This window comes from Streptosporangium sp. H16, from assembly GCF_051918855.1.
Classification (GTDB): domain Bacteria; phylum Actinomycetota; class Actinomycetes; order Streptosporangiales; family Streptosporangiaceae; genus Streptosporangium.
Window position 1 is genome coordinate 62,853 of record NZ_JBPXMD010000008.1, and the last position, 19,769, is coordinate 82,621.

Below are 19,769 nucleotides of genomic sequence, written 5' to 3' on the forward strand. Positions count from 1 at the left end.
CGCAGTGCACGTGCTCGTCATGACGGTGGTGCATCACCCCGAGGACGCCCGGATCCTGCACCGGCAGATCCGCGCGCTCGTGGACGCCGGTCATGAGGTCACGTATGCGGCCCCGTACACGGCGCGGGGCGTGATGGCCCGCTCCTGGGTGAACGGCGTCGACCTCCCCCGCGCCGCCGAGCGCAAGCGGCTCGCGGCCGTGCGCGCCGCGCGCAAGGTGTTCAAGCGCATGCGCGGGCAGGTCGACCTCGTGGTCATCCACGACCCGGAGCTGCTGCTCGCGGTGGTGGGCATGCGCAAGCGGCCACCGGTGGTCTGGGACGTCCACGAGGACACCCCGGCGACGCTGTCGCTGAAGCCCTGGCTGCCCGCGTTCCTGCGCCCGCCGGTGCGGTTCCTGGCCCGCCTGCTCGAAGGCACGGCCGAGCGGCACCTGCACCTGCTGCTCGCCGAGACCGCCTACGCCGGACGGTTCCGCCAGACCCACCTGGTGGTGCCCAACGAGACCTGGGTGCCCGACGAGGTGACCCCGCCGGGTGACGACCGGGTCGTCTACCTCGGCTGGCTGTCGGGCGCGCGCGGGGTGCGCGAGGCCATCGAGGTGGCCCGGCTGCTCCAGCCGTACCGGGTGGCGGTCGAGCTGATCGGCTACGCCGACCCGCAGTCGCGGCCGACGCTGAACGAGGCGGTCGCGGAGGGCGTGCTGGAGTGGCGCGACTTCATGCCGAACGACGAGGCTCTCAAGCGGCTCGACGGCGCGCTGGCGGGGCTCTCCCTGCTGCACGACGAGCCCAACTACCGGCACTCCATGCCCACGAAGATCGTGGAGTACATGGCACACGGCATCCCGGTGATCACCACCCCCTCGCCTCGCGCGGTGGAGCTGGTCGAACGCTACGACAGCGGCATCGTCGTGCCCTGGCAGGATCCCAAGGCCGTGGCACAGGCGGTGCTCTTCCTGCGAGACGACGCCAGGGAGCGGTATGGCCGGGGCGCCCGAGGGTATGCGGCGGCTCGTGCGAACCACCACTGGCCCAACTCGGCCCGCCGTTTCGTCTCGCAGCTGGAGGCGTGGGCGGGCGTCAAGAGCTGATCTCCGGTACGGCGGGGGCCGTGGTTCTCGCCTGGCTCCTTATGTCTGCCTGATCACAAGAACGGTAGTGTCCTGAACGTGCGCTGGCTCATCGCTTTCCTGGGCGTGGCGATCCTCGCAGGGGTGGCTGCGTTCGTGGTGACCACCCCCACGGGGAACGGCTCCCCGACGGCGGGGAGCTCGTCGCTCGCGGCGTCGCCCTCACCTTCGCCCTCCTCGTCCTTCGCCTCCCCCTCGGTCCCGGTGCCGGAGGTGACCGAGTTCACCGACCCGTGTGGAACGTTCGACACGACGATGCGCTGGCCGTACGCGATCACCGGCTACTGGCTGGTCCCGACCGCCGACCACTGCACCTGGCGCCGGCAGTTCGGCGCGATCCACGAGGTGGGCGGCGACACGGTGATCCGGATCGGCTGGGGTCTGCAGGCGCGCAACGTCGACGACGACGGCCGGATCCTCGACGGCGATGGGAACGTCGACGCCCGCTACGAGCCGTGCGAGGAGGACGGGGTGCCGTGCGCGCTGGCGGCGGAGAACGACCTCAAGGCCGCCAACCCCGGCAACCGGGTGAGCTGGACGTTCGTCTACCGCACCGACGAGGCGTTCGGCCCCGACCTGTTCCGCTGCCCCGAGTTCGAGCGGAAGATCGTCACGGATAAGACCGTCTTCTACCGGATCGTCGCCACCGACGACGGCACCGACGACGCGAGCTGCGCGAACATCCGGGCCAAGGGACGCGGCTACCACGTGATCCTGGTCGCGGCCGCGCACGAGGACAGCCTCACCGAGCTGCTCGACCTCGGTGACCGGTTCGGGGTGAAGGTCTACCCCGCGCTGCCGCTCGCTCCCCGCGACCCGGCGCAGAAGACCAGGGCCGCCAAGCAGGGCACGGACACGCTCACCACGCTCACCCGGCGGATCATGCAGGACTACGGGGCGCGCTTCCAGGACCGGGAGTCGCTGGGCGGTTTCTACCAGCCGTTCGAGCTGCAGATGCGCGAGATGAAGTACATCGGGGACCCCGAGGCCGACCACCCGACGCTCAGGGTCTACGCCTCGCAGCACGAGATCGTCGAGCAGGAGATGCCCGGCAGGCCCGTCCTCGTCAGCCCCTATCTCGACGCGCGCAAGGAACGGCCGTTCAGCGCCACCCCCAAGCAGGTCGCCAAGGGCTTCGAGGCCCTCGTCAGGACCGGCGTCGGGATCATCGCCCCGCAGGACAGCCGGGGCACGGGCAAGGTCGGGCTGTTCTGGCCCGACCAGCGCGAGGACGAGGTCGACGAGCGGCTGCGCTCGGTCGTCGACGAGAAGACCAACGGCGACGCGTACCACGGCTCGACCCGCGACTACTACCGCGAGATGTCCCTGGCCAGGACCAGGATGATCGAGCAGGGCTTCAACGTGCAGCTCTGGGCCAACGTCGAGGCCTTCGAGCCGACCGGCGAGGAGCGGTGCGCCGCGGGTTCCGAGCGGGGGCGCACCGACAAGGAGCGGCTCGACACGGCCGTGGCGCAGGTCGGGCGCTACGTCTCCAAGATCGTCTCCTACATGTGGAGCGACTTCTACACCTGCGGCTCCCCGTCCCTCGCCGAGGAGATCGCCCGCGACCACGACCGGCCCATCGCGGCCGACGCGATCCGCATGCCGCGTGACATCCAGGACGGCGTGGAGATCCGCGGCTACAACATCCCCATGGGCTCCAAGATCACGCTCACCTGGAAGGGCCAGGAGGAGCCCCACGTCGTCGACGTGGCCGGGGTGAACCTGACCGCGCCGCCGCCGGACCTGCCGGTACGGATGAGCACGGCGTGGATCCCGTTCGACTGGTCCAGGGTGCCGGACGACACCTGGGTCCAGGTCTCGGTCGCGGCGGCCGACGGACGCGCCGCCACCGAGCCGCTGCACGTCCGCGTGCGGGTCTGACCGGTGTAACGTGCCTGCCATGGTGCCGCGCATTCCCGTCAGCGTGGACCTTGTCGTCCTCACGGTGCGCCGCCAGGTGCTGAGCGCGCTCGTCTGGCGGCGTGACAACCCGCCGTACGAGGGACGCTGGGCCCTGTCAGGCGGCTTCATCCAGCTCGACGAGGACCTGCCCGCGGCCGCGGCCCGGGTCCTCGCGGAACGGGCGGGCCTGCCGGGCGCCCCTGTGCACCTGGAGCAGCTCCAGACCTACGGCTACCCCGACCGCGACCCGCGCCAGCGCGTGCTGAGCGTGGCCTACCTCGGTCTGGCCCCGCACCTGCCGACCTCCACCGAGGCGCACATGAGCTGGCAGCCGGTCTCCGCGCTGCTGCGCGAGATGGCCTTCGACCACCGGCGCATCATGATCGACGGGATCGAGCGGGCCCGCGCCAAGCTGGAGTACACCCCGCTGGGCGCGGCCTTCTGCCCGCCGGAGTTCACCGTCGCCGAGCTGCGCCGGGTCTACGAGATCGTCTGGGGCCGCCCCCTCGACCCGCGCAACTTCCACCGGAAGGTCACCAAGGCCGAGGGCTTCCTGGTGCCCACCGGCGGCACCACCACCCGCGACGGCGGCCGCCCCGCCAAGCTCTACCGCCGCGGCCCCGCCGTGGCGCTGCATCCCCCGATGCTCCGCTCCCTGAAGGAGTAGCCGGGAGCTCCCGCCGTGGGGCTGGTCGCACCGCGCTCGCCTCGTTTTCCAGGAGCACCGGCGGGTCATCGATCAGGGCTTCCACCGGCGCGGTCCTCCGCCTTGGCTATCGACCGCGCGGGTTGCTGATATCAGTCAGATCGATGTCGATGTCATAGGGGAGACTGAGCTTCAGCCGATTCTGATGGACACCGGTGAGCGCGTATGCCCTCGTCACCGGGTTCAGCTCATAGACGTGGACGCTGGGGCGGCCCTCGATGTTTTCGACCCGCCAGAAGTGGGGGATGCCGGCCTCGGCGTACATCTGGGGCTTGCGGTTGCGGTCGCGTTCCTCGGACTCCTCGGAGACGACCTCGACGGCGAGCAGCACGTCCGCCGCCTCGTAGAAGGTCCGTGCCATGTCGGAGGGCGCGTGCGCGTGGAGGAGCACCAGGTCGGGCTCCGGTCGTTGACGTCGCCCCAGCTTCACTGTCATCTCTTGCTCCACCCGGAGATGGGCGGGAACCGTCCGATCAAGCTCTTTGTGCAGGAGGAACAGCACGAGAGCGTGAAAACGGGTCTGGGGGCTCACGAACACGAGAGTGCCATCGATGAGTTCCGTGTGAGGGGGGATCCCCGGAAGCCGATCGAGGTCATCGGCGGTGAAGCCCTCTACGGGAGGAATTGCCCAGTCGGGAATGGGCTCGATGTCGGCCAGCGGTGCGATGCTCATGTCGTCCTTCCGGTCGGGCATGCCTCTCACCTCCAGTGTTACAGGATGCCCCATCCGCCCGCTGCTCATAAGGTAAGGCCATGCCTCGTTTCCGCGCGATCCTGGACACGATGCCCGCCTACCGGGCGGGCAAGGCCGTGGTGTCCGCCGACGGCCGGTCCTACAAGCTCTCCTCGAACGAATGCCCCTACGAGCCGCTGCCCTCGGTGGTGGAGGCGGTCGCCAGGGCGGCGACCCAGATGCACCGCTACCCCGACCCGGCGGCCACGGAGCTGACCGGGGCGATCGCCGAGAGGTACGGCGTCCCGGCCGAGCACGTCGCCCTCGGCGCGGGCTCGGTGACGGTGGCCCAGCAGCTCTTCGAGACCGTGAGCGAGCCGGGCGCCGAGGTGATCTACGCCTGGCGGTCCTTCGAGGCGTACCCGCTCCTGGCCGATCTGGCGGGGGCGACCTCGGTGCGGGTCCCGCTGCTGGGGGAGACGCACCACCTGGAGGCCATGGCCGACGCGATCACCTCGCACACCCGCATGATCTTCGTTTGCAACCCGAACAACCCCACCGGCACGGTCGTGCACGCGGCCGAGTTGGAGGCCTTCCTCGACCGGGTGCCCGAGAGCGTGCTCGTCGTGCTCGACGAGGCCTACCGCGAGTACGTCAGGGACGCCGGGGTCACCGACGGGCTCACCATCTACCGCGACCGGCCGAACGTGGCCGTGCTGCGGACCTTCTCCAAGGCGTACGGCCTGGCCGGGCTCCGGGTGGGCTACCTGATCGCCGACGAGCCGGTGGCGTCCGCCGTCCGTAAGACGATCGTGCCGTTCGCGGTCAACCACCTCGCCCAGGCCGCCGCGGTCGCCTCGCTGGCCGCCGAGGACGAGCTGATGGAGCGGGTCGACGCCGTGGTCAAGGAGCGCGACCGGGTCCGCGAGGCGCTGATCGCCCAGGGCTGGGAGGTGCCGGTGAGCGAGGCCAACTTCGTCTGGCTCCGGCTGGGGGAGCGCACGCTCGACTTCGCCGGGGCGTGCGCGACCGAGGGCGTCGCGGTGCGGGCCTTCGCCGGGGAGGGCGCCCGCGTCTCCATCGGCGACCCCGAGGCCAACGACACCTTCCTGGCCGCCGCGTCGGCCTTCCGGAGCGCCTGACCCGCCCCGAACCGCCTGAACCGCCCTGGCCCGTCGGCCCGGCCGTCCCCCACTCCGGCACGCCCGCGCCGGGCCGTCCCCCGCTCCGGCGACCTTCGCGCCGGACCGCCTTCGCGCAGGGCGCCCGCGGCCTGGACGGCCGCGGGCTACACGGTCGAGACGGCCGCGGGCTCCGGCTTCGTCTCCGGTGCGGGCTCCGGCTTCCCGCGCCGTTCGGTGGAGACCACCAGGGCCACGCCGATGACGATCACCACGCCGGCGGCGATCATCGAGCCGGTGACCGGCTCGCTCAGCACGAGGGCGCCCAGCACGACCGCCACGACCGGGTTGACGTAGGCGTAGGTGGAGATCAGCGAGATCGGCGCGTTTCCCAGCAGCCACACGTACGCCGTGAAGGCGACCAGCGACCCGATCACGATCAGGTAGGCCAGCGCGGTCCACGACCGCGCGGAGACGGCGGCGACGTCGAGGCGCTCGCCCATCACGGCGGCGGTGAGGGCGAGCCCGACGCCACCCGCCGCCATCTCGACGGCGCTCGCGGAGAAGGGGTTCGCGGGCATCGGGATGCGGGACGCCAGGAACGAACCGGCCGCCCACGACAGCGACGCCAGCAGGATGATCGTGATTCCGGCGCCGTCGGCCGCGTTGCTCCCGCCGCCCAGCGACAGCACCGCCACGCCGCCGAACCCGATGAGCACCCCGACGAGCGTCAGCGCCCGCGGCCGGTCCCTGAACAGGACCCTGAAGATGACCAGCCAGAGCGGCGTCGAGGCCACCAGCAGCGCCGCCAGGCCGCTGGAGATGTGCTGCTCGGCCACGGCGACCATGCCGTTACCGCCGTTCAGCAGCAGCAGGCCGACCAGGGCCGCCCCGCCGGCCTGCTTCCAGGTCATCCGGAAGGCGTCCCGGCCCTTCAGCAGGTACACCGCGGTGCCGAGGACGAGCGCGGCCGTGACGAAGCGGACAGCCCCGCTGAGCAGCGGCGGGATCGTCTCGATCGTGATCATGATCGCCAGGTACGTGGAACCCCACACCACGTAAACGATCGCCAGCGCCCCCCAGACGAGGAGCGCCTTGCGGCTGTCAGTACTGTCTTGACCCATAGCTCATGACAATAGCGGCTGAAACCGACAATACGCTCGCGTGTTTCGGACCTTGAGATCCTGCGGGACGGACCGTGACCGGCCGGGTTCCGCGGCACCGCGTCCGGCCGGATCCGGCGGAGCGCGCTCCGGGGAATCGCGGCCCGGGGATCCTCGCCGTACCGGGACGGGCGAGCTGTAATGGCCGGGCCGGAATGAACGGATCCTGTGAACAGGTCCGGTGAACAGACCAAAATAAACAGGCCGGAATGAACAAGCCACGGTGAACACGCCGGACCGGGCGGGCCGTGGTGAACAGGCCGCGGCGAACACACCGCGAGCCGACGGGTCACGCCGGGCCCGGCGCGCCGTGACCTGGGAGGTTCCGCCGTCCGGGCGCGGCGGAAGCCTCCAGGTCGGTGCAGACCGTGCGCGGGGCTCAGCGGGTGCCGAGCTTCTCCACGATCAGCCGGTACAGCTGCCGGGGGCGCCCCGGCTGCGGCGTCCGGTTCGGCGGAAGCGGCCACGCGAGTCCCTCGTCTACCAGCGTGCGCAGCAACCGTCGTGCCGTGCGCGGGGTGACGCCGAGCATCTTGCCCGCGCCCTCCGCGTCCACCACCGTGTCCCCACCCTCCAGCTTGGCCGCCAGCCGGGCCAGGACCTCCACGCCCTTCGGCTTCAGCGGTCCGGCGCCCTGAGGGGGCATCCTGGGCGCCGGGATCAGCGCCCTGCCCTCGCGGTCGACCGCGAAGCCCTGGGCCTGCTTGCCCGCCTGGGTGCGCGCCAGCGCGGCCCTGGCGTGCGACTCGGCGTCGTGGGTGGTACGGCCCATGCCGACGCCCACCTCGACCGCCAGGCCCAGCTCGTCGCGGACCCGCGCGGCGAACGGCAGGACCCGGAAGCCCTCGGTGGCCGCGGCGACCGAACCACGGGTCGCGGTGACCATGTAGCTGTGGTCGTCGACCGCGGTGACCGACGCGTTGATCCGGTTGGCCTCCTGCACCAGCAACCGGTGCAGGGACAGCCGGAGCTCGTCGCGCCAGTAGCGCGGCGCGGCCCGGCGGACCGGCTCGCGCAGCGTGGGCACCTCCACCAGGACCACGGTGAGCTGCGACTCCTCCAGCCTGTGGTGCGCGCCCAGCAGGGCCGCCGTGTGCAGCGCCGTGCGCACCGCGGCGGAGGTGGGGCGGATCCTCACCACGGGCACCCCCGCGGTCTGGAGGCGGTCGGCGACCGCGGGCAGACAGGTGAGCGCCCCGCTCGTGCTGCCCTGGCGGGCGAGGCGTTCATGGAAGGCCGCGATCGTACCGGTGGCGCCCGGTTCGTCGCGGCTCTGCACATCCCCTGAGGGAAGGCTCAGATCGTTGTACGCCTCCTCGACCTCCGCTCTGCCCAGGACATCGATGCTGACCCTGCGCGGGTCTATCCGCTCGTCCAGCGCGGCCCTCGCCAGCGCGGCGATCAGCGCGGCGCCGCCGAGCTGGACATACGTCGCGGGCATCGTCAGCACCCCCGATCGCCGGGCCAGGTCGTAGGGGACCGGGCTGGCGAACAGGCATGCGTCCACCCCGGCTCCCAGCCGGGTGACCTTGTCGGCTGCCTCCTGCTCGTCGCGGTATGCCGCCGCCACCAGGCGGCAGGGTAACGGGGCAGCCGCATGCCCCATCAACATCACCCGTTCGACGAGGTCATGGGGGCCCACCACACCGATAGTGAGGTCCGGTGTCATGGCACCCGGGCGTGACACTCGTGGCGCTTCTTCGGCCCGCTCGACCAATGTTCGTCCCATCATGCCGTCCGTTTGTTTTCGGCTCTCTTTTGGAACGATCGCTCGCGAGGGCCGTAATGTCACGCCCGATTTGCGGCCAATTCCGGAAGCAACTTCCGGGTTAAAGCCATGACTGGCATCGTTTACACAGGTCAGAGCGGTTTTTGAGCGTCTCAAACCTGCTGATTATGAAGCTGAAATCTCTCGTCGCACATCGGCCCCCAGGGACTGCATACGCTCGGCCAGATAAGAGTGCCCGCGGTCGATGAGATATCCCGATTCGATCACGGTCTCCCCCTCGGCGGCCAGGCCCGCGAGCACGAGCGCGATTCCCGAACGCAGATCGTGTGCGGTCACTCGCGTTCCGGTGAGCGGAGTGGCGCCGCGAACGACAGCGCTGTTCTCTTTCACTTCAATATCGGCGCCCATCTTGTTCAGCTCTGAGGCCAGAGCGAAACGCCCGTCGAAGATGCGTTCATGAATGTAACTGGCACCGTCGGCGAGGCAGGCGACCGTCATGATCGGCGACTGCAGGTCCGTGGCGAAACCGGGGTAGGTGTCGGTGATCACGTTGATCGGGCGCAGCGGGCGGTCCCTGCGCACGTGGAGCACCGCGCCGTGGTCGGCGAACTCCACCCCCATCTGCTCCAGCTTGTAGCGGACCACGCCGAGGTGGTCCAGGTCGGCGCCGACCAGGTTGACCTCGCCGCCGGTGACGGCGGCGGCCATGGCGAACACGCCCGCGTCGAGGCGGTCCGGCATCACGGTGTGCTCGACGGCCTGGAGCTCCTCCACGCCCTCCACGGTGATGAACCCCGTGCCGCCGCCGCTGATCCTCGCGCCCATCCGGGTCAGCATCTCGATCACGTCGAGGACCTCGGGCTCCAGCGCCGCGTTCTCGATCACGGTGGTGCCGCGCCCGAGGGCGGCGGCCATGATCAGGTTCTCGGTGCCGGTGTGCGAGGGGGTGTCCAGGTACAGGGTGGCGCCGGTGAGGCCCGCCGACTTGACGTGGATGACCGAGTCGCCCTCGTCCACGAGCGCGCCCAGGCGCTTGTAGCCCAGGTAGTGGAAGTCGAGGTTGCGGCTGCCCAGGTTGCAGCCGCCCACGCCCTCGATGATCGCCTCACCGAGGCGGTGCAGCAGGGCGGGCACGAACAACACGGAACCGCGGAAGCGACGGGCGATCTCGGCGGGCAGGACCGGGCTGCTGAGCGTCGAGGCGTCGATCACCAGTGTGCGCTCCGCCTCGTGGAGCTCGACCGTGGCACCGACCGTCTCGGCCAGCTCGACCGCGCGGCGGACGTCCTCGATGATGGGGACGTTGCGCAGGACCGTCCGGCCTCTGGACGCCAGCAGCGCCGCGCCGATCATGGGAAGCACGGCGTTCTTGGCGCCCTGGATGAAGGCGGTTCCACGAAGTGGGTTGCCACCGCGCACGCGGTAACGGACCATGCGTCATGCTCCTTGAAGTGATTTGAGTGATTCATGTGGCGCGGGGCGGCAGCCGAGGTTTATCCGGCCAACAGTAGCCGTTGGATGCCCCTGAAACGGCCACTTCAGGGGGGAACTACCCCTCGGATCGCCGGTAATCATCGGCCCTCGCGGCGGCGGGCGCCGGCGGCCCGCCCGCCCGTGCTCCCCGGTGTCCCCGCGCCCCTTCGACCATGTCTCCGGCACCGCCCGCGGCCGGACCGCGCAGAAGATCATCTCATGGTCCGGCGGCCGTGGGACATGGAGGGGCGCAGCCCTGGCGGGCGGGCGTCATCTGCTCTTCGTGCCGCCCGCGGTGGTGAGCGGTGAGGCGGCCGACAGGAGGTTGTCGGCCCTCTGGTCCACGAAGCGGGTGACGACCTGCTGGCCGTACCCGAACGCCATCGCCCAGACCAGGATCGCGGGCTGCGAGCCCAGCCCCGCGAAACCGGGCACGAAGCCCGAGTTCAGGATCAGCAGCCCGAGCACCGAGGTGGCCACCCCCGCGGGCGCCTTGAGAAGGTTCTGGACGACCGCCAGCGAGTAGCGGGTGGACAGCTCCGAGCGGGTCGACAGCGAGGCCGCGGTGGCCAGCGCCGCGCCCAGCATGCCGATCAGGGCCACGAGCGGGACGTCGCCGTGGCCGGGCTGCAGGCCGCCCGTCGGGCAGATCTGGGCGGGCATCAGCCCCTGGGTGCGGATCACCGACTGGTTGCCGCACATCGGGATGACGTTCGGCCAGATCGCGCCGATGACCACCACGCCCAGCACGATCAGGCTCAGCATGACCACCCCGCCGAGCAGCAGGTTGCGGAAGCTGCGGACCCGCCCGGTCTCCATCGCCTGCGCGGTGTACGCGGCCCGCAGCACCGACTGCATCAGCGGTCTGTCGTTCTCCCCCAGGTCCCCCGCCGCGAGCCTGGCCTGGAGGTGGACCAGCCGGGGGTCGTCGCCGGGCAGGTACGCCCGACCGATCGCCGCCACCTCCGGGCCCCGCCCGCACAGCTCCGCCGTCGGCAGCACGCCGTACAGCATCACGGTCGCGCTGTTGACGTTGGACCAGGCGCCCTCGATGGCCTGGCCGGTCAGCCAGCGCCGCACGCCGTGCCTGCTGCGCGCGTACGTCTCCGCGCGGGCCAGGTGCGTGCCGATGCCCTCGCCCACCGAGACCAGCTGGCCCGCCTCGTCGCGCATCGTGAGGGCCCGCTCGGCGTCCGCCCTGATCTCCTCGCTGCGGGTGGCCACGTACACCCGCCAGGTGCCGGGCCAGCGCAGCACGCCGGTGTCGCCGATCCGCTCGGGGGGGATCGCGGGGTCAAGCGACATCGTTCCTCCGAAGGGAGCGGCCTGGGGCGGGCCTGGGGCGGGCCTGGGACGGACACTGCCGACTGCCCCAGGCTTACCGCGACATGCCGATCAGGCGCTACGCCTCCCCGGAAAACCGGGGTTCAGGCGCCGCGGCCCGCGATGTCGGTGCGGTGGTGCGAGCCGCGCATCCGGATGCGCTCCACGGCCTCGTAGGCCGCCGCCCGGGCGGCGGGGACGTCGGGCCCGGTGCCGACCACGCTGAGCACCCGGCCCCCGTTGGAGACGATCCGGTCGCCGTCGAGGGCGGTGCCCGAGTGCAGCACGTAGGCGTCCTCGACCGGGTCGGACAGCCCCTCAATCACGTCGCCCTTCACCGGCTCCGCCGGGTAGTTCTCCGCGGCGATCACCACGGTCACCGCGGCGCCGTCGCGGTAGGAGAGCGGCCCGAACCGGTCGAGCGTCCCGTTCGCGCAGGCGAGCAGCAGGCCCGCGAGGGGCGTCTCCAGCCGGTCCAGCACGACCTGGGTCTCCGGGTCGCCGAACCTGGCGTTGAACTCGATCACCTTCGGGCCCTTGGACGTGAGGGCCAGCCCCACGTACAGCACCCCCGTGTACGGCGTGCCGCGCCTGGCCAGCTCGGTCACGGTCGGCATGACGGTCTCGGCCATCACCTGGTCGGCGAGGTCGTCCGGCGCCCACGGCAGCGGGGTGTAGGCGCCCATCCCGCCGGTGTTGGGGCCCTGGTCGCCGTCGTAGGCGCGCTTGTGGTCCTGGGCGGGCTGGAGCGGCACGGCGGTGGAGCCGTCACAGAGCGCGAACAGCGACACCTCGGGACCGTCGAGGAACTCCTCGATCACGACCCGCCCGCAGGCGGCGGCGTGCCGGAGCGCCTCGTCGCGGTCGCCGGTGACCACCACGCCCTTGCCGGCTGCCAGGCCGTCGTCCTTGACCACGTACGGCGTGCCGAACTCGTCGAGCGCGGCGGCGACCTCCTCGGGCGTGACGCAGGTGTGCGACCGCCCGGTGGGAACGCCCGCCGCGACCATGACGTCCTTGGCGAAGGCCTTGGAACCCTCGATCAGCGCCGCCTCGCGCGAGGGCCCGAAACAGGGGATCCCGGCCTCCCTGACGGCGTCGGCGACCCCGGCGACCAGGGGTGCCTCGGGGCCGATCACGACCAGGTCCGCCCGGAGTCTCCCGGCCAGGCCGGTGACCGAGGCCGGGTCGGTCGGCGCCACCGGGTGCAGGGTCGCGACCTGCGCGATACCCGCGTTTCCGGGAGCACAGTGAACCTCGGTGACCTGGGGGTCCGCCGCCAGCGACCGGCACAGGGCATGCTCACGCCCGCCGGATCCAATCACAAGAACGCGCACTCGTCAGAGCCTATCGTCCTCGCGGCATGCCCCTCGGGGCCGCGCCCGTTCCCGGGATCCGCGGAGTTGTCCACAGCCTGTGGACAACTCCGGGTGTCCATGCACGAGAGAGGCGCCGTAAAGGGCGTGTGAATTTTGTCTGGTTGTGCATGATCAACACTTGAACCTGGGAGTAAGCTGAGAGACACACCCCCGATCGTGTTAGCTTTTGGGTGGCTTTGCGTGTCTCTTGCTGATTGGAGGTGGTTCGGGATGTCCTCTGGCGATCCCAGCAGTACGTGCTCGCGCACGCCCGCTGTGCGCACCCTCGACCACCCCATCTCGGTGCCCGATCGGCGCCACACGCATCACCTCCCTCACCGGGGGTGACATCGCATCGCGTGTGGATCCCGCCAGGTTGGGCGGGAAAGGCTCGCCATGCGCTCCTCGCTTCTTTTTCCCCGTATCAAGCACACCCGTACGATCCGTGCCGCGCACACGCCCGCCGTCTCGCTCCATGAGCGGATGACCGGCGTCTGCGTCCCGCCGAGCGACTCGCTCGTCGAGTACGCCGCCTACGTCGGCGGCAAGAAGATCGACGCCCTGGGCATCCCCGACGCCCTGGAGATCGTCCGCGCCCACAACGCCGCCGCCGACGGGGGCTCCGGCGGAGGCAACGCCTTCGTCTGGGTCGGCCTGCACGAGCCCGACGCCCCCGAGGTCGAGTGGCTGGCGGAGGTCTTCGCCCTGCACCCGCTCGCCGTCGAGGACGCCGTCAAGGCTCACCAGCGGCCCAAGGTCGAGCGCTACGGCGACTCGGTGTTCGTGGTCCTGAAGACCGTCGCCTACATCGACCACGACGTGCTGACCGCCACCAGCGAGATCATCGGCACCGGCGAGCTCATGGTGTTCGTCGGCCCCGACTTCGTGGTGACCGTGCGCCACGGCAGCCACTGCCCCCTCTCGGAGGTGCGCGCCCGCCTCGAGGACAAGCCCAAGCTCCTCAACCGGGGCCCCACCGGGGTGCTGCACGCGATCGCCGACCACGTCGTCGACAGGTACCTCAGCGTGGCCGACCGGATGCAGGCCGAGCTGGAGGACGTCGAGGCCATGGTCTTCGCCGACGTCAGCGCCCGCGACATCGGCCGGATCTACAACCTCAAGCGCGAGATGATCGAGATGAAGCGGTCCGTCATGCCGCTCCAGTCGCCGATGTCCACGCTGGCCCAGCGCCGGATGATCCCCTCCGAGATGCGCGAGTACTTCCGCGACGTCGTCGACCACCTCGCCCGCGTCTGCGAGCAGGTCGAGTCGTCCAACGAGCTCTGCAACTCCATACTGCAGGCGGCGCTCGCCCGCTCCAACGCGCTCGCCAACGAGGACATGCGGAAGATCTCCTCGTGGGTCGCCATCATGGCCGTCCCCACGATGATCGCCGGCATCTACGGGATGAACTTCGAGCACATGCCCGAGCTCGACTCCGTGTTCGGCTACCCGCTGGTGATCGGCGTGATGGTCATCGCCTGCACACTGCTCTACCGGGGCTTCCGCCGCAACGGCTGGATGTGATCGCCCGGCTCCGCACCCCGGTCTTCAGGCGCTCAGGGGGTGCGCGGGGGTGATCGGCCTGGGGACGCGCATGCCCCGTCCGGCCCACAGGGCGATCATCCGGTCGGGATAGTCGGTGACGATCGCGGCCGCCCCGAGGTCGAGCAGCTCCGCGGCCCGCCCCGGGTCGTTGACGGTCCACACGGCCAGCGGCAGGTCGGCCTTCTCGGCCAGCCGGGCGAACTCCCGGTCGACCATCACGTGCTCGGGGGAGAGGGTGGTGCCCCCGGCCTCGGCCGCGGCGGCCGGGACGTCGCCGCCGAAGTCCTCCAGGCGGAGGCCGTCGAGCCAGACACTGTCCATGGTGGCGCGCTCGATCAGGGCGTACCGCAGGGTCGCGGGGGCCAGCGAGCGGGCGATCCGCAGGACGCGCCAGTCGAAACTGAGGATCGCCGCCCTGTCGAGCCGGCGGTGGCGGTCGAGTTCGGCGACCACCATCTCGGTGAACTCGGCGGGGTCGGCGCTCAGGTCGGGCCGGGTCGGATCGGATTTCAGCTCCACGTGCACCCGCACCCCGTCGGCGCCGTACGCGTCCATCAGCCCCAGCACGGAGCCCAGGGTCGGCATCCGGGTGTTCGGCACCGGCACCTGGGTCGGGGCGAAACGGTCGTCGGGGTGGCGCGGCACCCGTACCCCGCACTCCAGCGTGCGCAGCTGCGCCAGCGTGAGCGCGCCGACGGGCCGGCCCACGTACGGGAAGGCGGGGTCGCCCGCGAAGGCGGGACGGACGTCGGCGCTGGTCACCGGGGACACGGTGAGATCGTGGGTGAGCACCAGCCGCCGGTCGGCCGTCAGCGCGACGTCGAGCTCCAGCGCGTCGACACCCAGTTCGAGGGCGTGGGCGAAGCCGGGCAGGGTGTTCTCGGGACGGAGCCCGCGGGCGCCGCGGTGACCGTGAATCTCGGCATGCACACAGGGACCTTATCCACCCCGAGCGCCGATCGTCCGGTACGGCTCGCCCCTCGGCGACGCCGGGCACGGGCCGTACCGGCGGAAACTAGAGCATCGAGTGGATCTGGAGCGTCTCGGTACGGCCGGGGCCGACCCCGACGGCCGAGATCCTGGCGCCGCTCATCTCCTCCAGGGCCTTCACGTACGCCTGCGCGTTGGCGGGCAGGTCCTCGAAGCTCCGGGCACCGGTGATGTCCTCCTTCCAGCCGGGGAACTCCTCGTACACCGGCTTGGCGTGGTGGAAGTCGGTCTGGGTCATCGGGATCTCGTCGTGGCGGACGCCGTCGACCTCGTAGGCGACGCAGACGGGGATCGTGTCCAGGCCGGACAGCACGTCCAGCTTGGTGAGGAAGTAGTCGGTGACGCCGTTGATCCGGGTGGCGTAGCGGGCGATGACCGCGTCGAACCAGCCGCAGCGGCGGTTGCGACCGGTGGTCACCCCGTACTCGCCGCCGGTGGTGCGCAGCCACTCGCCCATCTCGTCGTCGAGCTCGGTCGGGAACGGGCCGGCGCCGACGCGGGTGGTGTACGCCTTCAGGATGCCGATCACGCCGGTGAGCCGGGTCGGCGGGATGCCGGAACCGGAGCAGGCGCCGCCGCTCGTCGGGGAGGAGGAGGTGACGAAGGGGTAGGTGCCGTGGTCGATGTCGAGCAGGTTGCCCTGCCCGCCCTCGAGCAGCACGACCTTGTTCTCGTCCAGCGCCCTGTTGAGGACCAGCGAGGTGTCGGCGATGTGCGGCGTGAGGCGCTCGGCGTAGCCGAGATACTCCTCCAGGACCTTGCCCGCGTCGATCGCCCGGCGGTTGTAGATCTTGGTGAGGATCTGGTTCTTCTCGCCCAGCGCGACCTCGATCTTCTTCTGCAGGATGCCCGGGTCCAGCAGGTCCTGGACTCGCACGCCCATCCGGTAGATCTTGTCGCCGTACGCGGGGCCGATGCCGCGCCCGGTCGTGCCGATCTTGGCCTTGCCGAGGTAGCGCTCGGTGACCTTGTCGATGGCCTTGTGGTGGGGCATGATCAGGTGCGCGTTGGCGGAGATCAGCAGGCGCTCGGAGGAGACCCCGCGGGCCTCGAGCCCGTCGATCTCGCTCAGCAGCACGCCCGGGTCGATGACGACACCGTTGCCGATCACGGGGACGACGTTCGGGGAGAGCACTCCCGTGGGCAGCAGGTGCAGCGCGTACTTCTGGTCGCCGATGACGACCGTATGGCCCGCGTTGTTGCCCCCCTGGTATCTGACGACGTAGTCGACCTGGTCTCCAAGCAGGTCGGTCGCCTTACCCTTGCCCTCATCGCCCCACTGGGCACCAACGAGAACGACAGCCGGCATCGTGAGTCTCCCACCACAAAAACGAAAACCCCTGGCGCAATCGCGACAGGGGCTCTTGCGTGGAGAGAATACCCGACGGCGTCCGAAATGGGGATCTCCCACCTCGCGAAAGGGGGTGCGGTGAGAGATCCCGGGGGCGAATCGGACGCTGACCGGCGGCTCAGCGAGGCGGATCAGGGGTGAGACCGGCCGCGGGGCCGGGGGTGGGACACCAACCTGGTCAGCGCCTGGTCAGCGCCTGGTCAGCGGCTGGTCAGCTCCTCGGACGCCTCGGCGCTGGAGTCCTTCAGGAACTGGAAGCACCGCTCGGCCTCCTCCTTCTCCCCGATGCTCTGGGCGGCGCGGGCCAGCGCGTGCAGGCAGCGCAGGAACCCCTGGTTGGGAAGGTGCTCCCACGGGATCGGGCCGTGCCCCTTCCATCCCGCCCTGCGGAGCTGGTCCAGGCCGCGGTGGTAGCCGGTGCGGGCGAAGGCGTACGACGTCACGGCGTGCCCCGCCGCGAAGTACTCGTCCGCGAGTACGGCCCAGGCGGCCGGGTACGCGGGGAAGCGCGCGGCGACGTCGGATGCTTGGGCGCCGGATTCCAGCGCCTCCCGGGCCTCGGGCAGGTCCGGGAGCAGGGTGGGCGGCGGGCCGGCGAGGAGGTTCTCGTGCGATTCCATAACGACAGTCCTACCCGGTGTACCCGCGTCAGGCCAAGATCGGCCCCCGGAGTCTTTCCGGAAGCCGATCTCGCGCGATCCCCACCGTGGCGCTTTCGCGGCCTTAGGAGATCTTCGTGCCCGCGGACTTCAGGTGCTGGGCGGCCTCGACGATGCGCGCCGCCATCGAGGTCTCGGCGGCCTTGCCGTAGGAGCGGGGGTCGTACACCTTCTTGTTGCCGACGTCGCCGTCGACCTTGAGCACGCCGTCGTAGTTCCTGAACATGTGGTCGGCGATCGGGCGGGTGAAGGCGTACTGCGTGTCGGTGTCGATGTTCATCTTCACCACGCCGTAGGAGATGGCCTCGTGGATCTCCTCGAGCAGCGAGCCGGAGCCGCCGTGGAAGACCAGGTCGAACGGCTTCTCCGTGCCGTACTTGGCGCTGACCGCGTCCTGGATCTCCTTGAGCACGCTCGGGCGGAGCTTGACGTGGCCCGGCTTGTAGACGCCGTGCACGTTGCCGAAGGTCGCGGCGAGCATGTAGCGGCCCCGGTCGCCCAGGCCCAGGGCCTCGGCGGTCGCGAGGGCGTCCTCGGTGGTGGTGTAGAGCTTCTCGTTGATCTCGCCGACGACGCCGTCCTCCTCACCGCCGACGACGCCGATCTCCACCTCCAGGACGATCCGCGCGCGGGCCGTCTTCTCGATGAGCTCCCTGGCGATCTCCAGGTTCTCGTCCAGCGGCACGGCGGAGCCGTCCCACATGTGCGACTGGAAAAGGGGATCCTCGCCCCTGGCCACCCGCTCAAGGGAGATGTCGAGCAGCGGGCGCACGAAACCGTCCAGCTTGTCCTTGGGGCAGTGGTCGGTGTGCAGGGCGATCGTCACGGGGTAGTTGGCCGCGACGACGCGGGCGTACTCCGCCAGCGCCACCGAGCCGCTCACCATGTTCTTGACCGTGGTGCCCGAGAGGAAATCGGCACCGCCGGTGGACACCTGGACGATGCCGTCGCTCTCCGCCTCGGCGAACCCCCTGAGCGCCGCGTTGAGGGTCTGTGACGAGGTCACGTTGATGGCCGGGTAGGCGAAACCGCCCGCCTTGGCCCGGTCGAGCATCTCGGCGTAGACCTCTGGAGTAGCGATAGGCATCGTGTCATCTCCCTGGAGACGGCTGTGAACAGCTGGCGCGTGGCTATGAGGACATAGCCCGTGGGCCAGTATCCCGGGTTCATGCCCGGCCGGATAGCTCCAGTACCACTTCGATCCGTACCGATGTGCCCCGGCCGTGTCTCCAACCTATCCCCGGCCCCTCCTCGGCCGGAGAGCCCGGGAGCGTACGACCTGGGCGAGTGCGGACGATCTTCCAGATCGCGGTTCTTCCTGACCGATCCGCCGGGACGGTCGTGAAATCTCCTCACGAACCGCTAACCTCCACAGTGTGGGACGCCACAGGTCTGACCCCATGGGTATCGCGCGCCTGGTCCTCGTCGGACTGGCGGTGCTGGCGCTCGTCGCCCTGATCGTCTTCGGAGCCCTCTCGCTGTTCGGCAGCCTGGGCTCCGGCGCGGACACGGTCGCGTCGCCCGCCCCCTCGGCCGGCGTGTCGTCCGCCGCCGTCCCCCCGCCCCCCTCCGCCACCCCCGAGCGCGTCCCGACGGTCCTCGTCGAGTGCCTGCGGGAGCACTGCCCCACGGTCTTCCTGAAGGTCACCGGGGGCGACGTGCTCCTCGACCGGGAGCTGACCCGCGGCGAGCGGTTCCAGGCCTTCGATCCCAAGATCGACGTCGTCCTGGCCGACTCCGCCGCCGTCCGCGTCCAGGTGAACGGGGCCGTCCGCTCCCCGGGCAAGGCGGGGGAGCGCCAGGAGTTCACGGTCTCCCGCAACTGATCCCGGCTCTCCCGCCGGCTCCGGACCCCGCGCGAAAAGCCCTCCGCCCCCTGTCCGTGGCTCCGGGTCAGGTCAGACCGGGCAGACCAGGCCGGGTGGACCGGGCCCGGGTGGACCGGGCCGGGCAGTGGTCGGCGGGTGTGGCTCTAGGCCAGGCCGAGGTCGGCCAGGTCGTAGGCGGTCAGGTACGGCAGTCCTGCCCCGGTGATCGCCGCGGCGGCCCCCCGGTCCACGATCGTGGCGACCGCCACGACCTCGGCGCCCGCCTCGCGCAGCGCCTCCACCGCGGTCAGCGGGGATCCGCCGGTGGTGGAGGTGTCCTCGACCACCAGCACCCGCCGCCCCGACACGTCCGGTCCCTCGATCCGGCGCTGCATGCCGTGGGTCTTCTGCGCCTTGCGGACCACGAACGTGTCGAGCCTCCCGCCGCGCGCGGCCGCCGCGTGCATCATGGCGGTCGCCACCGGGTCGGCGCCCAGCGTCAGGCCGCCGACCGCCTCGTAGCCGAGGTCCCCGGTGATGTCCAGCATGACCCGCCCCACCAGCGGCGCCGCCTGCCCGTCAAGGGTCACCCTGCGCATGTCCACGTAGAAGTCGGCCTCCATGCCCGAGGACAGCACGACCTTGCCGTGCACCACGGCCTTGCCCTTGATCTCCGCCAGCAGGTTCTCGCGATCGCTCATGGCACAAGGTTAGGGCGATCCCGGAACCCGTCCGATCGGACCCCGCCGGGAAACCGGGCCGCCGTAACGCGAGTTTCGGGCCGGAGGTGGCAAAAGTGCGATCCGGGTTTACTCGCGGCGCGTACTGCG

At 70.6% G+C, this 19,769-nt stretch carries 17 protein-coding genes; 6 read left to right on the forward strand and 11 right to left on the reverse strand.

The genetic code is table 11. The features are described from left to right. Window positions 1–4: 4 nt before the first annotated feature. From ACTOQ2_RS15490 to ACTOQ2_RS15500, 3 genes are all read left to right on the forward strand, one after another. Window positions 5–1,093, forward strand: a complete 1,089-nt coding sequence (locus ACTOQ2_RS15490) for a glycosyltransferase (protein WP_440100268.1) — start codon at window positions 5–7, stop codon at window positions 1,091–1,093. A 78-nt stretch (window positions 1,094–1,171) separates the two neighbouring features. Further along, the gene (locus tag ACTOQ2_RS15495; RefSeq protein WP_440100269.1) at window positions 1,172–3,016 is read left to right on the forward strand and encodes a DUF4434 domain-containing protein; all 1,845 of its coding nucleotides are present in this window, start codon (window positions 1,172–1,174) and stop codon (window positions 3,014–3,016) included. A gap of 19 nt (window positions 3,017–3,035) precedes the next feature. Continuing rightward, window positions 3,036–3,704 (forward strand): NUDIX hydrolase, encoded by a 669-nt coding sequence (locus ACTOQ2_RS15500; protein ID WP_440100270.1) that lies wholly within the window; start codon window positions 3,036–3,038, stop codon window positions 3,702–3,704. A gap of 106 nt (window positions 3,705–3,810) precedes the next feature. On the opposite strand, the gene ACTOQ2_RS15505 is transcribed toward ACTOQ2_RS15500, so the two are convergent. Beyond that, a complete protein-coding gene (locus ACTOQ2_RS15505) occupies window positions 3,811–4,437 on the reverse strand; it encodes a Uma2 family endonuclease (protein WP_440100271.1) in 627 nt (208 codons plus the stop codon). A 59-nt stretch (window positions 4,438–4,496) separates the two neighbouring features. On the opposite strand from ACTOQ2_RS15505, the gene hisC reads away from it, so the two are divergent. After that, complete coding sequence (gene hisC, locus ACTOQ2_RS15510; protein WP_440100272.1) at window positions 4,497–5,558, forward strand: histidinol-phosphate transaminase; 1,062 nt, start codon at window positions 4,497–4,499, stop codon at window positions 5,556–5,558. 146 nt (window positions 5,559–5,704) lie between these two features. Here hisC and ACTOQ2_RS15515 read toward each other — a convergent pair whose 3' ends face one another. The 5 genes from ACTOQ2_RS15515 to purD form a co-directional block, all read right to left on the reverse strand. Beyond that, window positions 5,705–6,661 carry an EamA family transporter gene (locus ACTOQ2_RS15515; protein ID WP_440100273.1) on the reverse strand — a complete coding sequence of 319 codons (957 nt, stop codon included), beginning with the start codon at window positions 6,659–6,661 and terminating at the stop codon, window positions 5,705–5,707. Window positions 6,662–7,079: 418 nt separating this feature from the next. Further along, window positions 7,080–8,369: a GTP cyclohydrolase IIa gene (locus tag ACTOQ2_RS15520; protein WP_344746819.1), complete on the reverse strand. Its 1,290-nt coding sequence runs from the start codon at window positions 8,367–8,369 to the stop codon at window positions 7,080–7,082. A gap of 225 nt (window positions 8,370–8,594) precedes the next feature. After that, window positions 8,595–9,863, reverse strand: coding sequence for a UDP-N-acetylglucosamine 1-carboxyvinyltransferase (murA, locus tag ACTOQ2_RS15525; protein ID WP_440067713.1), 1,269 nt, complete (start codon window positions 9,861–9,863; stop codon window positions 8,595–8,597). Window positions 9,864–10,172: 309 nt separating this feature from the next. After that, window positions 10,173–11,207: a hypothetical protein gene (locus tag ACTOQ2_RS15530; RefSeq protein WP_440100274.1), complete on the reverse strand. Its 1,035-nt coding sequence runs from the start codon at window positions 11,205–11,207 to the stop codon at window positions 10,173–10,175. Between the two features lie 122 nt (window positions 11,208–11,329). Next, window positions 11,330–12,562: a phosphoribosylamine--glycine ligase gene (purD, locus tag ACTOQ2_RS15535; RefSeq protein WP_440100275.1), complete on the reverse strand. Its 1,233-nt coding sequence runs from the start codon at window positions 12,560–12,562 to the stop codon at window positions 11,330–11,332. 417 nt (window positions 12,563–12,979) lie between these two features. Between purD and corA the strand changes: the two genes are divergently transcribed. Further along, window positions 12,980–14,110, forward strand: a complete 1,131-nt coding sequence (gene corA, locus ACTOQ2_RS15540; protein WP_440100276.1) for a magnesium/cobalt transporter CorA — start codon at window positions 12,980–12,982, stop codon at window positions 14,108–14,110. Between the two features lie 24 nt (window positions 14,111–14,134). On the opposite strand, the gene ACTOQ2_RS15545 is transcribed toward corA, so the two are convergent. The 4 genes from ACTOQ2_RS15545 to fbaA all read right to left on the reverse strand — a co-directional run bounded on the left by ACTOQ2_RS15545 (window position 14,135) and on the right by fbaA (window position 18,218). Beyond that, a complete protein-coding gene (locus ACTOQ2_RS15545; RefSeq protein WP_440100277.1) occupies window positions 14,135–15,061 on the reverse strand; it encodes a glycerophosphodiester phosphodiesterase family protein in 927 nt (308 codons plus the stop codon). Window positions 15,062–15,146: 85 nt separating this feature from the next. Continuing rightward, entirely contained in the window at window positions 15,147–16,430 is a 1,284-nt protein-coding gene (locus ACTOQ2_RS15550; RefSeq protein WP_440100278.1) for an adenylosuccinate synthase, read from the reverse strand. 242 nt (window positions 16,431–16,672) lie between these two features. After that, a complete protein-coding gene (locus ACTOQ2_RS15555) occupies window positions 16,673–17,092 on the reverse strand; it encodes a DUF3151 domain-containing protein (RefSeq protein WP_440067725.1) in 420 nt (139 codons plus the stop codon). A gap of 103 nt (window positions 17,093–17,195) precedes the next feature. Next, a complete protein-coding gene (gene fbaA / locus ACTOQ2_RS15560; protein WP_440067727.1) occupies window positions 17,196–18,218 on the reverse strand; it encodes a class II fructose-bisphosphate aldolase in 1,023 nt (340 codons plus the stop codon). Between the two features lie 313 nt (window positions 18,219–18,531). Between fbaA and ACTOQ2_RS15565 the strand changes: the two genes are divergently transcribed. Continuing rightward, the gene (locus ACTOQ2_RS15565; RefSeq protein WP_440100279.1) at window positions 18,532–18,957 is read left to right on the forward strand and encodes a hypothetical protein; all 426 of its coding nucleotides are present in this window, start codon (window positions 18,532–18,534) and stop codon (window positions 18,955–18,957) included. A 146-nt stretch (window positions 18,958–19,103) separates the two neighbouring features. Here ACTOQ2_RS15565 and pyrE read toward each other — a convergent pair whose 3' ends face one another. Next, window positions 19,104–19,640, reverse strand: a complete 537-nt coding sequence (gene pyrE, locus ACTOQ2_RS15570) for an orotate phosphoribosyltransferase (RefSeq protein WP_440100280.1) — start codon at window positions 19,638–19,640, stop codon at window positions 19,104–19,106. Window positions 19,641–19,769 lie beyond the last annotated feature (129 nt).